The 13,960-nt window shown below is 72.0% G+C and carries 11 protein-coding genes; 7 read left to right on the top strand and 4 right to left on the bottom strand.

Annotation, left to right across the window (positions count from 1 at the left end; genetic code table 11):
• Window positions 1-48: 48 nt before the first annotated feature.
• From ACNYC2_RS02355 to ACNYC2_RS02330, 6 genes are read left to right on the top strand one after another with little or no spacing between them, the layout of a single operon-like run.
• Complete coding sequence (locus tag ACNYC2_RS02355; RefSeq protein ID WP_419705512.1) at window positions 49-1,053, top strand: ABC transporter permease; 1,005 nt, start codon at window positions 49-51, stop codon at window positions 1,051-1,053.
• Window positions 1,046-1,984 carry an ABC transporter permease gene (locus tag ACNYC2_RS02350; protein ID WP_419705511.1) on the top strand — a complete coding sequence of 313 codons (939 nt, stop codon included), beginning with the start codon at window positions 1,046-1,048 and terminating at the stop codon, window positions 1,982-1,984. The genes ACNYC2_RS02355 and ACNYC2_RS02350 overlap by 8 nt, the downstream gene beginning before the upstream one ends.
• Complete coding sequence (locus ACNYC2_RS02345) at window positions 1,981-3,150, top strand: ABC transporter ATP-binding protein (RefSeq protein ID WP_419705510.1); 1,170 nt, start codon at window positions 1,981-1,983, stop codon at window positions 3,148-3,150. The genes ACNYC2_RS02350 and ACNYC2_RS02345 overlap by 4 nt, the downstream gene beginning before the upstream one ends.
• Window positions 3,143-4,336: an ABC transporter ATP-binding protein gene (locus ACNYC2_RS02340; RefSeq protein ID WP_419705509.1), complete on the top strand. Its 1,194-nt coding sequence runs from the start codon at window positions 3,143-3,145 to the stop codon at window positions 4,334-4,336. Before ACNYC2_RS02345 ends, ACNYC2_RS02340 begins: the two co-directional genes overlap by 8 nt.
• Window positions 4,333-5,046 carry a type 1 glutamine amidotransferase gene (locus tag ACNYC2_RS02335; RefSeq protein WP_419705508.1) on the top strand — a complete coding sequence of 238 codons (714 nt, stop codon included), beginning with the start codon at window positions 4,333-4,335 and terminating at the stop codon, window positions 5,044-5,046. Before ACNYC2_RS02340 ends, ACNYC2_RS02335 begins: the two co-directional genes overlap by 4 nt.
• Before the next feature lie 29 nt (window positions 5,047-5,075).
• The gene (locus tag ACNYC2_RS02330; protein WP_419705507.1) at window positions 5,076-5,870 is read left to right on the top strand and encodes a serine hydrolase; all 795 of its coding nucleotides are present in this window, start codon (window positions 5,076-5,078) and stop codon (window positions 5,868-5,870) included.
• A 95-nt stretch (window positions 5,871-5,965) separates the two neighbouring features.
• On the opposite strand, the gene ACNYC2_RS02325 is transcribed toward ACNYC2_RS02330, so the two are convergent.
• Complete coding sequence (locus tag ACNYC2_RS02325; protein WP_419705506.1) at window positions 5,966-7,216, bottom strand: kynureninase; 1,251 nt, start codon at window positions 7,214-7,216, stop codon at window positions 5,966-5,968.
• 233 nt (window positions 7,217-7,449) lie between these two features.
• On the opposite strand from ACNYC2_RS02325, the gene ACNYC2_RS02320 reads away from it, so the two are divergent.
• Complete coding sequence (locus ACNYC2_RS02320) at window positions 7,450-10,812, top strand: discoidin domain-containing protein (RefSeq protein WP_419705505.1); 3,363 nt, start codon at window positions 7,450-7,452, stop codon at window positions 10,810-10,812.
• A gap of 94 nt (window positions 10,813-10,906) precedes the next feature.
• On the opposite strand, the gene ACNYC2_RS02315 is transcribed toward ACNYC2_RS02320, so the two are convergent.
• From ACNYC2_RS02315 to ACNYC2_RS02305, 3 genes are read right to left on the bottom strand one after another with little or no spacing between them, the layout of a single operon-like run.
• Window positions 10,907-11,794 (bottom strand): amidohydrolase family protein, encoded by an 888-nt coding sequence (locus ACNYC2_RS02315; protein WP_419705504.1) that lies wholly within the window; start codon window positions 11,792-11,794, stop codon window positions 10,907-10,909.
• A complete protein-coding gene (kynA, locus tag ACNYC2_RS02310; RefSeq protein WP_419705503.1) occupies window positions 11,787-12,647 on the bottom strand; it encodes a tryptophan 2,3-dioxygenase in 861 nt (286 codons plus the stop codon). Before kynA ends, ACNYC2_RS02315 begins: the two co-directional genes overlap by 8 nt.
• A gap of 46 nt (window positions 12,648-12,693) precedes the next feature.
• Window positions 12,694-13,947 (bottom strand): type II toxin-antitoxin system HipA family toxin, encoded by a 1,254-nt coding sequence (locus ACNYC2_RS02305; protein ID WP_419705502.1) that lies wholly within the window; start codon window positions 13,945-13,947, stop codon window positions 12,694-12,696.
• Window positions 13,948-13,960 lie beyond the last annotated feature (13 nt).

The following is a 13,960-nucleotide window of genomic DNA, read 5'->3' as shown; positions in this document are numbered from 1 at the left end:
TACCTCGCGGTCGTGAACGACCGAAGTCATGAACGACCGAAGGAACCCATGGGCCGCTACATCCTCAGACGTGTGGTGCAGGCCGTCGGCACGCTGCTGCTCGTGATGCTCCTGCTCCACCTGCTCACGACGGTCGCCATCCAGCTCAACGGCAACCCGGCGCAGGCGTTCTTCGGGGACAAGGTCGCGTCCCCGGCACAGATCGCCGTCGTCGAGCAGCGCTTCAACCTCGACGACCCCTGCTTCGACCAGGTGGGCAACCCGTGCCTGGGCCCGTTCGTCGAACGGCTCGGCCAGTACGCCCAGGGCGATTTCGGCACCAACCTGCGCGGGCGTGAGGTCTCGGACATCGTCGCCACCGCGGCGCCGAACACGCTCCGCCTGTTCTGCGTGGTCCTCGTCACCTGGCTCGCGCTCGGTATGGTGCTCGGCTCCGTCGCCGCCCGGTGGCGCGGCTCGCCGGGAGACCACGGCATCCGCCTCACGTCGGTGCTCATCGACGCGTTCCCGGTCTTCGTGCTGCTGATCGTCTATCGCTATGTCGTCGCCGTCCCCCTGAGCAGGTGGGCCGAGGAGACGTTCGGCGAGGACAGCTGGCCCCCGTACTGGTTCAAGCCGTCGTTCGACCCGGAGCACCCGTGGGCCACCGTGCTCGTGCCCGGCATCCTGCTCGGCCTGGCCGGTTCCGCCGCGTTCATCCGCCTGGTCCGTGCGGGCCAGCTCGAGTCCTACCAGGGCGACCACGTGCGGACGGCACGGTCGAAGGGCCTGGGCGAGCGGCACGTCGTCGTGCACCACGTGGTGCGCAACTCGTCGGTCCCCGTGGTGACCGCCGTCGGCCTGACCTTCACGGAGGCCCTGGGAGGCGCCGTGATCACCGAGGGCCTGATGAACATCTACGGGATGGGCGGTGTCCTGTGGGGTGCCGTGCGCGACGACGACGTCGGGCTCGTGCTCGGCATCGTCACCCTCCTGGCCGCCGTGACCGTCGTGGTGATGATCGTCGTCGACATCGCCTACGCCCTGCTCGACCCAAGGATCCGCTTTGAGTGACGCCGCTGCCGCTGCCCCCGTCCCGACGGTGCCACAGGGAGCCGGCGCGTCGTCGAGCCCGCTGGCCGACGCCTGGCGCGCGCTCCGGCGCAGGCCCGACACGATCGCCGCCGCCGCCGTCCTCGCGTTCTTCGCAGTGATGGCCGCCTTCCCCCGGCTCTTCACGGCCACCAGCCCGCGGACGTGCCCCATCCGGGAGGCGCGGACGGCGCCCCAGGGCTGGGGCGGCGAGCATCCGCTGGGCACCGACGCGCTCGGGTGCGACGTCCTGGCCACGATGGTGCACGGCGTGCGCCCGTCGCTGCTGCTCGCGATCGTCGTGGTCGGCGTCTCGCTGGTCATCGGCGTCACGCTCGGCCTGCTCGCCGGGTACTACCTCGGCTGGGTCGACTACCTGGTGTCGCGCACCGTCGAGGTGTTCCTCGTGATCCCGCTGCTGCTCGCGGCGCTGCTGGTGCTGTCACTGTTCAAGGGCGTCGACCTGGGCGCGGGAACGTTCGACGTGATCCTGCTGCCCGCCGTCGTGCTCATCCTGTTCGGCTGGATGCCGTACGCCCGGTACGTCCGCGCCGCCACCCTGGAGGCGAAGAACCTGGACTACGTCACCGCTGCGCGTTCCCTCGGCGCCTCCGACCTGCGCATCATGGTCCGGCACGTGCTGCCGAACGCGATCGGCACGGTCACGGCGCTGCTGCCGACCTCGGTGGCCGGCGTGATCAGCGCCGAGGCGGTGCTGTCGTTCCTCGGGATCGGGGTGCGCCCCCCGGCGACGAGCTGGGGCATCCAGATCGAGCAGGGCTCGCAGTGGGTGCTCGGCGGCGCGCCGCACGTGCTGCTCGCACCGCTGATCTGCCTGGTCGCCACCGTTCTGGCCCTGGTGGTGCTCGGCGACGCCCTGCGTGACGCCCTCGACCCGAGGCTCAGCGCATGAGCCCCGCAAGCAGGGCGTGGAGCGGCGCCGAGGAGGAGGCCATGAGCCACGACGAGAGGGCGGCGACCCCGCCGCTGCTGGAGGTCGACGACCTCAGCGTCGAGTTCCGCACCCCCTCGGGCCCGGTGCGCGCCGTCGACGGCCTGTCCTACCGGGTGGAGGCCGGCCACACCCTCGCCATCGTCGGCGAGTCCGGCTCCGGCAAGTCGGTGTCGTCGCTGGCCGTGCTGGGCCTGCTCCCGGAGACGGCGCGGGTCGCGGGCGGCAGCGTGCGCCTCGCGGGCACCGACCTGCTCACCCTGAGCCGCAGGGAGCACCGTGCGCGCTGCGGCGACCAGGTGGCGATGGTGTTCCAGGACGCGCTCGCCGCGCTCAACCCCGTGCACACCGTCGGCTACCAGCTCACCGAGGCCCTGCGGGCGCGGCGCGGGATGTCCCGTGGCGACGCCCGCAAGCGGGCCGTCGAGCTGCTCGACCTGGTCAAGGTGCCGAACGCGAAGGCACGGGTCAAGGAGTACCCGCACCAGTTCTCCGGCGGCATGCGGCAGCGCGTCATGATCGCGTCGGCGCTGGCCCTGGACCCCGACGTGCTCATCGCCGACGAGCCGACCACCGCCCTCGACGTCACCGTCCAGGCGCAGGTGCTGCGGCTGCTCGCGGAGATCCAGGCGGAGCGGCAGATGGGCCTCGTGCTCATCACGCACGACCTGGGCGTCGTGGCCGGCGTGGCCGACGACGTCACCGTGATGTACGCGGGCCGCGCCGTCGAGCAGGCACCCGTGGTGCCCGTCTACCGGGCTCCCGCGCACCCGTACACGAGGGCGCTCCTGCGCTCGATCCCGTCGGCGTCCGGGACCGGCCGCCTGCCCGTCATCCCGGGTCGGCCGCCGAGCCCTGCCGCCATGCCGTCGGGCTGCCCGTTCCACCCGCGCTGCGACGCCGTCCGCGACATCTGCCGCACGGAGGTGCCGCCGCTGGCCGTCCCCGCCCCGGGCCGGGCGTCCGCGTGCCACTTCGCCCCGGACATCATGGCGGGCTTGGAACCACGCCCCGATGCCCCGGTGGTCGAGCCTGTCACCGGGGCAGTCGAGCCTGGCGCTCAGGTGGTCGAGCCTGTCGAGACCCAGCCCGCGCCGTCCGCCGTCGAAGGAGGCAGCGATGACTGAGCCCGTGCTCGAGGTGCGTGACCTCGTCAAGCACTACCCCGTGCGCAACGGGCTGCTGCGGCGTTCGATCGGCGCCGTGAAGGCCGTCGACGGCGTCTCGCTGACCCTGGAGCGCGGCAGGACCCTCGGCCTGGTCGGCGAGTCCGGTTCGGGCAAGTCGACGCTCGCGCGCGTGCTGGTCGGCATCGAGAAGCCGACGTCGGGCGTGGTGCTCGTGGACGGCGTGGACGTCTCGCGCCTGTCCCGGGCGGGCCGCAAGCAGCTGCGCCGCGACGTGCAGATGGTGTTCCAGGACCCGTACACGTCGCTGAACCCGCGGATGTCGGTGGGCGAGATCGTGGGCGAGCCGTTCGCGATCCACGGCATCGACCCGGCTGGCGGACGGCGGGCCGCGGTGGGCGAGCTGCTCGACCTCGTCGGCCTGGACCCCGACCATGCGAGCCGGTACCCGCACCAGTTCTCCGGCGGCCAGCGGCAGCGGGTCGGGATCGCCCGCGCGCTCGCGCTGCGGCCCAAGATCCTGGTGTGCGACGAGCCGGTCTCGGCCCTCGACGTGTCGGTACAGGGCCAGGTCATCAACCTGCTGGAGGACCTCCAGGCGGAGCTCGGCCTGTCGTACCTGTTCGTGGCGCACGACCTCGGCGTGGTGCGGCACATCGCCCACGACGTCGCGGTGATGTACCTGGGACGCATCGTCGAGCAGGGGCCGGAGGCCGAGGTGTACGACGGCGCGCAGCACCCGTACACCCAGGCCCTGCTGTCGGCGGTGCCTGTGCCGGACCCGGCGGTCCGGCTGGTCCCGTCCGCTCGGCAGGTCGAGCCTTCCTTGGTCGAGCCTTCGTTGGTCGAGTTTGTCGAGACCCCGGTCTCGACCAGTGAAGGCGTCGGCGGCGGCGCCATAGTCCTCGAGGGCGACCCGCCCTCCCCCGTGGAGCCGCCGTCCGGCTGCCCGTTCCACACGCGTTGCTGGCTGGCGCCCGCGTTACCCGATGCGCGCACGGCGCCGTCGGCGCGCACGGCGCCATCGGCGGACCGCCCCGAGACCGGCCTGCGGCTGATCCCAGCGGTGTGCGAGACCGACCAGCCCGCTCTCGTCGAACGTGCCGGCTCAGGCTCTGCCGGCGGTTCTCACGTGGCGGCCTGTCACTTCGCGCGAGAGCTGGTGGCGCCTAGGGTCGAACTATGACGCGTGTCCTGGTCGTCCTGAACTCGCCCACCAGCCTGATGGGCCGGCTCGAACAGTGGCTTCCCGAGGCCGGCCTCGAACCCGTCCTGACTCCTGGCGCCGAGCTTCCCGAGAATCTCGACGGGTTCGCGGGTCTGGTCCTGCTGGGCGGCGGCTTCATGCCGGACGACGACCTGCACCACCCGTTCCTGGCGCGCGAGCGGCGGCTGACCACGGAGGCGCTGGACCTGGGGATGCCCCTGCTCGGCCTGTGCCTCGGCGGCCAGCTGCTGGCGCACGTCACGGGAGGCGGCGTGACCGCGCAGTCCGGCGAGACGGAGCGCGGGATGTGCGCGCTGACGGTGCTGCCCGCCGCCGTCGACGACCCGCTCTTCGCCAACCTGCCGGGCGTCCCCGACGAACCGCTGTGGATGATCGAGAACCACGAGGACTCGGTGACCACGCTGCCGCCGTCGGCCACGCTCCTAATCTCCAGCGGGGAGTGCCCGATCCAGGCCTTCCGGGTGGGTGACCGGGCCTGGGGGCTGCAGTTCCACCCCGAGGCGCGGCCGGAGCGGGTGGCGACCTGGGACGAGGCCGCGCTCTCGGAGCAGGGCATCGACCGGGCGGCGCTGGCCGCGGCGGCGATGGTCCACGCGGCGGAGAACGAGGCGCAGTCGCGTGCGCTGATCCGGGCGTGGACCGACGTCGTCCACCAGACCGCGAAGTAGGACGAGGACCGACGAGAGGACTGGACCGGATGGTGTCGACAGGGACGCACAGCGACGGGGTGCCGGTGGTGGCCTACCGGATCGCCCGCGCGTCGGGCGAGGTGCTGGCCGCGCGGCAGGACCGGCTGGGCTTCTACGCCGCCTCGACGGTGAAGCTCGCGGTGCTGGTCGCGGCGGCGCGCGAGCTCGACGCGGGGACGGCGAGCCTGGCCGAGACCTGCATCGCCACGCGCACGTTCACCTCGCAGGTGCCCGGCGCGGGCGAGTACACGATCGAGCCCGACGACGTCGACAGCGGCCTGCCGCCGGACGGCACCCCGATGCCGCTGGGCGACGTCGTCGAACGCATGGTCGTGGTCTCGTCCAACGAGGCGACCAACATCGTGGCCGAGCGGGTGGGCCTGCCCGCCGTGAACAAGGTCCTCGCCGACGCCGGTGCCGTCGACTCGGTCTTCGGCCGCAAGTACTCCGACCTCGCCGCGGAACAGGCGGGCGCCTCGCACCGCACGACGGCGGCGGACCTGTGCCTCCTCATGTCCGCCCTGGTCACGGGCAGGCTGGCCGGCCCCGAACGGACCGCGTGGATGTGCGAGATGCTCGGCCGCCAGACCGACCGCCAGCTCACCGCGGCCGTACCGCACGGCATCCCGTATGGCTCGAAGTCCGGCTGGGTGGACGGCATCCGGCACGACGTCGCGTTCGTGGGCGAGCCAGGCCCGTACGCCTTGGTACTCGCGGTATGCACCCGCGGCTACGACGAACAGGCAGCCGAGGAGACCCTCAAGTCCCTAGCCGCCCTCTCCCTCTCCCTCACCACCCCTTAGCCGAAGTAGAGCGTGTGTCCCGGACACACGCTCTACTTCGCGGCATGTGAGTCGGCGAGGTAGAGCGTGTGTCCGGGACACACGCTCTATCTCGGCTAAGGGGTGAGGAGGTCGCGGATCAGCCAGAGGCCGTTCGCCAGCTCCGTGAAGCTGGTGCTCAGCGGGGAGAGGCCCACGCGGAGGCCCTGCGGCGGGCGGAAGTCCGGCACGACGCCGCGCGCCCAGGCCTCCGCGACGACGCGCTTGAAGTCCGGGTGGTCGAGCATGATGTGGCTCCCCCGGCGCTCCGGGTCGCGCGGCGAGGCCACCCGCACGCCGGCCAGGTACTCGTCGGCGATCTCCATCGCGAACCCGGTCAGGGCGAGCGACTTCTCGCGCACCGCCGGCATGCCGGCCTCCTCGACGAGCGCCAGCATGTCGCGCATCGGCAGCATCCCGATCACCGGCGGCGTACCGCTGATGAGCTGGCGGATCCCGGTCGCGGGCTCGTACTCGGGCCCCATCGCGAACGGGTCGGCGGCCCCCATCCAGCCCTGGACCGGCTGCCGCACCTCGTCCTGCAGACCGGCGGCCAGGTAGGCGAACGCGGGCGACCCCGGTCCCCCGTTGAGGTACTTGTAGGTGCAGCCGACGGCGATGTCCGCGCCGTCGGCGTCCAGGTCCAGCGGGACCGAGCCCGCGGAGTGGCAGAGGTCCCACAGCACGAGCGCCCCGGCGTCGTGCACGATCCGCGTGATCGCCGGGAGGTCCGCGACGTACCCGGACTTGTAGGCGACGTGGCTGAGCAGCACCAGGGCGGTGTCCGGCCCGACGGCGGCCGCCACGTCCTGCGGTGTCACGCCGGCCTCGGCGTCCGGCGTGATCCAGCGGAGCTCCAGGCCGCGCTCGGCGGCGATGCCCTGCAGCACGAAGCGGTCGGTGGGGAAGTTCTCGGTGTCGGCGACGATCACGCGGCGTCCGGGGCGCGCGTCGACCGCGGCGCGGGCGACCTTGTAGAGCAGCACCGTCGTGGAGTCGGCGACGACGGTCTGCCCCGGCGCCGCACCCAGCACCACGCGGCCGAGGGTGTCGCCGAGCTCGGTCGGCGCGTCCATCCAGCCCTCGTCCCAGGACCGGATCAGGCGCGCCGCCCACGGCCCGTCGACGAAGGACGCGAGCCGCTCGCGCGTGGCGGTCAGCGGCCGGCCCAGCGAGTTGCCGTCGAGGTAGGCGATCAGGCCCTCGCTCGGGGCGAAGCGGTCGCGGTAGCGGGCGAGCGCGTCGCCGGCGTCGAGCGCGGCCGCGCGTTCGCGCAGCGCGGCGGGCAGGTTCACGGGCAGGGCGGCGGACGGGGTGGGGACTGTCACGAAGGCTCCAGGTCGATCGGCTTCGGCCCGAGCGTACGTCCTGCACCGGCCCGGCCGAACCAGGCAGCGGCGTCCGACCCTTGACGCCCCAACCGCACCGTCAGTAAAGTCCGTACCGCTCCAGCGCAAAAACTCTACAACTCGCTGCACGTTTATCAACAGTCGCACGGCAAGTACCGACGATTCATCCGACGACGAACCCCGTCAACGACGACGGGAGATCGGGGACGACGATGTTCCGCTCCGCAACGCCACGCCACCTCACGGGCCTCGGGCCCAGACCCGGACGGGCTCCCGCGCTCCTGGCGGTCCTCACCGCCGCGGCCCTCACGGCTGCGGGCCTCGCACCGGTGACGGCCGCCGCCGCTCCCGGCGTCCTGTCCGCGGGTGCGCCCGCGGCGGCCAGCAGCAACAACGCGCCCTACCTGGCCGGCAACCTGACCGACGGCAACCAGGGGACCTACTGGGAGTCCACCAACAACAGCTTCCCGCAGTGGGCCCAGGTCGACCTGGGCGCAGGGGCCACCGTCGAGGAGGTCGTCCTCAAGCTCCCCGCCGGATGGGAGGCCCGGACGCAGACCTTGTCGGTGCAGGCCGGCGCCGACGGTGCGTCCTTCACCACGCTGGCCGCGAGCGCCCAGAGGCGGTTCGACCCGGCGTCGGGTAACACGGTGACCATCGACGTGCCGAACACGGCGGCGCGCTACGTGCGGATCGCCATCACGGCGAACACCGGCTGGTCCGCGGGCCAGCTCTCCGAGCTCGAGGTGCGCGGTACGCGCGACGCCCCCGACCCGGAGGAGCCGGTGGAGGGCACCGACCTCGCCCCGGGCCGCCCCGTCGCGGCCTCGTCGACGGAGTGGAACTACGTGGCGAGCAACGCCAACGACGGCAACACCTCGACCTACTGGGAGGGCGCGGGCGGCCAGTACCCGAGCACGCTCGCGGTGACGCTGGAGTCGGCGGCGACGCTGAGCGACGTCGTCGTGAAGCTGCCCCCGGCCACCGCCTGGGGACCACGGACCCAGACCTTCGAGGTGCAGGGCCGCACGGGGACCGGTGACACGTGGACCACGCTGGCGCCGTCCGCGGCACGAGCCTTCTCCCCCGCCACGGGCAACACCGTGACCGTCCCGGTCACGGGTACCGCGCGCGAGGTCCGTCTGCGGTTCACGGGCAACACCGGTTCGGGCAACGGTCAGGTGGCCGAGCTCCAGGTGTTCGGCGTGCCGGCTGCGAACCCCGACCTCACGGTCACGGGGGTCTCGGCGACCCCGGCGTCGCCGACCGAGTCCAGCGACGTCACGCTGTCCGCCACCGTGCGGAACATCGGGACCCTGGGGTCGCCGGCGGGGAGCGTCGCGCTCACCGTCGACGGTGAGACAGAGGCGACCGTCCCGGTCGGCGCTCTTGCCGCCGGCGCGACGGCAACCGTCGGCGCGAGCGTCGGGGCGCTGCCCGCCGGCTCCTACGAGATCGGTGCGGTGGTCGATCCGTCGAACACCGTTGCCGAGCAGTCGGAGAACAACAACGAGTACGTCAGACCGGATCCGCTGGTGGTCGCCCAGATCGCCAGCTCCGACCTGGTCCCGACGGTGTCGTGGACGCCGAGCACGCCGGCGGCGGGCGAGACCGTCACCTTCTCGGCGACGATCGCGAACCGGGGCACGGTCGCCACCTCGTCGGGGGCGCACGCCCTTACCGTCGTCGTGAAGAACTCGTCGGGGACGACGGTGCGCACCCTCACGGGTGCCGTCTCTGGCACCATCGCTGCCGGCGCCACGAGCCAGAGCGTGAACCTGGGCACCTGGCCGGCCGCCAACGGCTCCTACGACGTCACTATCACCGCAGCCCCCGACTCGACGGAGGTCGAGGCGCGGCGTGCGAACAACGAGGTGACGCAGTCGCTGTTCATCGGCCGCGGCGCCAACATGCCGTTCGACACCTACGAGGCGGAGGACGGCGTGACCGGCGGCGGGGCGACTGCCATCGGGCCGAACCGGGTGGTCGGCGACCTCGCGGGCGAGGCATCCGGCCGCCGAGCGGTCACGCTCGACGCGACGGGCGAGTATGTCCAGTGGACCACGCGGGCGCCCACCAACTCCCTGGTGGTGCGGTTCTCCATGCCCGACGCCGCGGGCGGCGGCGGCACCAACTCCACGCTCGCCGTGTACGTGGACGGTCAGTTCCTCAAGAACATCGACCTGACCTCGCGGTACGCGTGGCTGTATGGCAACGAGGCCAGTCCGGGCAACCAGCCCGGCCAGGGCGCCCCGCGGCACATCTACGACGAGGCGAACGCCCTGCTCGGCACCACCGTCCAGGCCGGGCACACGATCCGCCTGCAGAAGACCGCGAGCAACACCAGCACGTACACCGTGGACTTCGTCGACCTGGAGCAGGTGTCGGCGCAGGCCAACCCGGACCCGGCCCGCTACATCCAGCCCACGGGCTTCACGCACCAGGACGTGCAGAACGCGCTCGACCGGTTCCGGATGGACACCACCGGCAACCTGGCCGGCGTCTACCTGCCGGCGGGCGACTACCAGACCGCGAGCAAGTTCCAGGTCTACGGCAAGGCGGTCGACATCGTGGGCGCCGGACCGTGGTTCACGCGGTTCCACGCGCCGGCCACGCAGGAGAACACCGACATCGGGTTCCGGGCCGAGGGCACGGCGAACGGCTCGACGTTCCGCGACTTCGCCTACTTCGGCAACTACACCTCACGGATCGACGGCCCGGGCAAGGTGTTCGACTTCGCGAACGTCTCCGACATGACCATCGACAACATCTGGGTCGAGCACATGATCTGCATGTTCTGGGCCGCCAACATGGACGGCTCGGAGATCAAGGACTCCCGGATCCGGAACACCTTCGCGGACGCCCTGAACATGACCAACGGCAGCGCGAACAACCACGTGCACAACAACCAGGCACGCGGCACCGGGGACGACTCGTTCGCCCTGTTCGCGGCGACCGACGCCGGGGGCAGCGGCCAGCGGGGCAACGTGTTCGAGAACCTGACGTCCACGAACACCTGGCGGGCGGCCGGCCTCGCGGTCTACGGCGGGCAGGACAACACGTTCCGCAACATCTACATCGCGGACACGCTCGTCTACTCGGGCGTGACGATCAGCTCGCTGGACTTCGGGTACCCGATGGAGGGGTTCGGCCCGGCGCCGACCCGGTTCGAGGGCATCTCCGTGGTGCGTTCCGGCGGACACTTCTGGGGCGCGCAGGTGTTCCCGGCGGTGTGGCTGTTCTCGGCGTCGAAGACGTTCACCGCCATCCGGGTGAACGACCTCGACATCGTCGACCCGACGTACTCCGGGATCATGTTCCAGACCCAGTACATCGGCGGGCAGCCGGTCAACCCGATCCAGGACACCGTGTTCACCGACGTGTCGATCACCGGCGCCCAGCGCAGCGGTGACGCGTACGACGCGAGGTCCGGGTACGGCATCTGGGCCAACCCCATGCCGGAACAGGGGCAGGGGCCAGCGGTGGGTTCGGCGACGTTCAACGGCCTGACGCTGCAGAACAACTACCGCGACATCGAGAACCCGACGTCAACCTTCACGATCACCCGCAACTGACCGGTTCGCCGAGGTAGAGCGTGTGTCCGCGACGCACGCTCTACCTCGGCGGCCGGCAGACCGCGAAGTAGAGCGTGTGTCCCGGACACACGCTCTACTTCGGCGAATGGGGGAGGCGGCGGGAGGCTCGGAGCCAGGTGATCAGGTCCGTTGCCGTCTCCGGGAGCGGGAGGGGTGCTTCCAGCGCGGGGGCCGACGGCGGGCCCAAGACCGCGCGCCGCAGCGCCTCACCCTCGAGAAGCCGCCCGAGCAGCTCGATCTCGCGCTCGTTCACCCCGACCGGCGTCGGCCCGTTGCCCATGTCGGTGCCGTACACCAGCCGCCCGCCCGCCGCGACGAACCTGCGCGCGTTGTCGAGCGCGCGCTCCAGGCCGATCGGCCGGCCGGGACCGTCGTGGATCGCGAAGGTGGAGATCCAGGTCATGTGCGCGGCCCGGGCGATCACGGCGTCAGGCAGCGCCTCGGTCCATGGCACGTGCACCAGCGTGTCCGCGCCGGCGTCGATCGCCCGCTGCGCCTGGCCGTCGCCCTCCGCGTGCACCAGCACCAGCAGCCCGCCCGCATGCGCCCCGTCGACCAGAGCACGCAGGACGTCGTCGGGCAGCAGGGCCATCCCCGCGTGCAGGGCCACCTTGACCGCGAACCCGCCCGCGGCGACGACGTCGGCCACCGCCGCGGCCGCCTCGCGCGGCGTCGCGACGTGCCGCACCGCGGCGTCCGGCGCCCACGGCCGCCCGGTGGGGTACCCGCCGGGCGCGGTATGGAACGGCCCGGCGTACCGCACCCGGACGCCCGACGGCGGGTCGGCGGCCCAGGCGGCCACCTCGGGCGGGTCCCAGCCCAGGTCGTGCACCTCGGTGACCGGGCCGTCCGCGAGGAGCGCGCGATCGACCAGGCCCAGGTGCACATGGCGGTCGACGACGCCGGGAAGCGTCACCGCCGGAACGCCGTCGGGCGCGCTCCCGGTGCCGCCGTCACGCACCGAGAGGGCCGTCGATCTCGGTGCGGACCGAGATGAGCTCCGGGAAGAACGTCAGGTCCAGGGCCCGCTTGAGGAAGCCGACGCCGCTGGAGCCGCCCGTGCCGGTCTTGAAGCCGATGGTGCGCTGCACGGTGCGCAGGTGGCGGAACCGCCAGAGCTGGAACGCGTCCTCGATGTCGACGAGGTCCTCGCACGCCTCGTACAGCTCCCAGTGGTCGTGGGGGTCCTCGTAGATCGTCTTGAAGACCTTGATCAGTTCAGAGTGCTCGGTCCAGGCCTGCGTGACGTCGCGGTCCAGGATCTCGGCCGGGACCGGATGCCCGCGCCGGGCCAGCAGGCGCAGGAACGCGTCGTAGACGGTGGGCTCGTCCAGGAGCTGCGCGAGCTGGGCGTGCACCTCGGGCTTGCCCCGGAAGACCTGCAGCATCCCGGCGTTCTTGTTGCCCAGCAGGAACTCGACGGCCCGGTACTGGTGCGACTGGAAGCCCGAGGACTGGCCCAGCGAGCCCCGGAACTCCGCGTACTCGCTCGGGGTGAGGGTGGCCAGCACCGACCACTGCTCGGTGATGGTGCGCTGGATGTGCTTCACGCGGGCCAGGCCCTTGAGCGCCCGTGACAGGTCGTCGCTGTCGAGGAATCCGCGGACGGCGCGCAGCTCGTGCACCACGAGCTTGAGCCACAGCTCGGTGGTCTGGTGCTGGATGATGAACAGCAGCTCGTCGTGGTGCGGAGGGTCGCTCATCGGGTGCTGTGCCGAGAGGAGCGCGTCGAGCCCCAGGTAGGAGCCGTAGTCCATCTCGTCGCGGAAGTCCGTGCGGATGGAGGCCTCGATGGGCCGAGTATTACCAGTCACCTCTGGAGCGTAACGCCGCGCTGCCCCGCCCAGACATGCCCGCAGGTCAGGCTGCCAGCGCCTCGTCCCGGTTCGGGTTCTCGAACGCCTCCGCCATCAGCGCGATCTCCTCGGACGGCAGCGACATGTCGCGCGCTACCCGCGACCAGCCGGACGTCGCACCCGCCACCTCGGCCAGCACCCGACGGGCGTCCTCCTGCCGCAGGCCGTACGAGTCCGCGGTGGCCAGCAGCACCCGCACGTCCCGGTCGATGCGCGTGCCGCCGGGCCGCAGCGGCGTCGACTCCGCGACGGCGAACGGGTTGGGGTTCACGTCGAAGAGCGGGGAGAGCGACCAGCCGTCGGCACGGCGCAGGAAGCCGTGGTTCTTCATGTGGTCGTCCACGTTGCGCACGAGCAGCGTGAAGGCCACCCGGCGGAACAGGTCGTGCCCGTCCGTGGCCGGCCGGCCCGAGTGGTCGGCAAGCGTCTCCGCGAGCGTCCGATAGTCGATGACCTCGAAGAACGCCTTCTGCGTGAGGCTGTCGGCGGACAGGAAGCCGATGCGTCCGCCGTCCGGCCGCCGGTCGAACCGGCGGGTCAGCAGGATCGAGCGCGCCGGGCCGATGCGGTGCAACCGTGCCACCGGGACCTCGATGCCCGCGTCCGAGGCCAGCCGCAGCGTCAGGTACTCCCAGGCCTGCACGTCCCACCGGTCCCCGCTCTCCGGCAGCTTCGCCATCCACAGATCGCCCGCGCTGTCCTTCACCGTCACCTTGGGCCTGGCCCCGCCCATCGAGGTCCCGGCCGCGACCAGGAGCCGCACGTCCTGGTCGGTCTCGCGATGCTGCGCGACGGCGTCCGCGGCGGCCGTCAGCGACGGCAGGTCAACCAGGTCGGGGACCTCCGCCCGCGGCGGCCCCATGAAGGTCTTGCCGTCGTCCAGCGAGAAGCGCAGCGCCCCCAGGCGGGTCTCGTCCTGCACGCCGAGCAGGAAGTCCACCTCGGTGAGGGTCATGAACCCGCGGCCCTCCGCACGAGCGGCGCGCCGCTCCGCGTTGAACAGCAGGGTGCGGCCCCACTGGTCGGGCTGGCAGTCCGCGAGGACGCCGAACAGGGGCCGGTCGCTGCCGGACGGGATGTTCCCCGGCGTCAGCGGCAGCTCCGGGCACAGGGCGTACGCCCGTGCGTCGCGCAGGTAGGCGTCGTCGTAACGGAACGTGCAGCCGACCAGGGCGCCGCCCCGGTTGAGGTGCATGTCGAGGTCACCGGCACGGGTCTGTCCGCCGCCCGGCAGCTCGACCTCGACATGTATCGACAATGCGGTTCACCTT

The organism is Promicromonospora sp. NFX87 (assembly GCF_048564965.1).
GTDB lineage: Bacteria > Actinomycetota > Actinomycetes > Actinomycetales > Cellulomonadaceae > Promicromonospora.
This window is presented reverse-complemented; position numbering and strand designations above follow the sequence as displayed.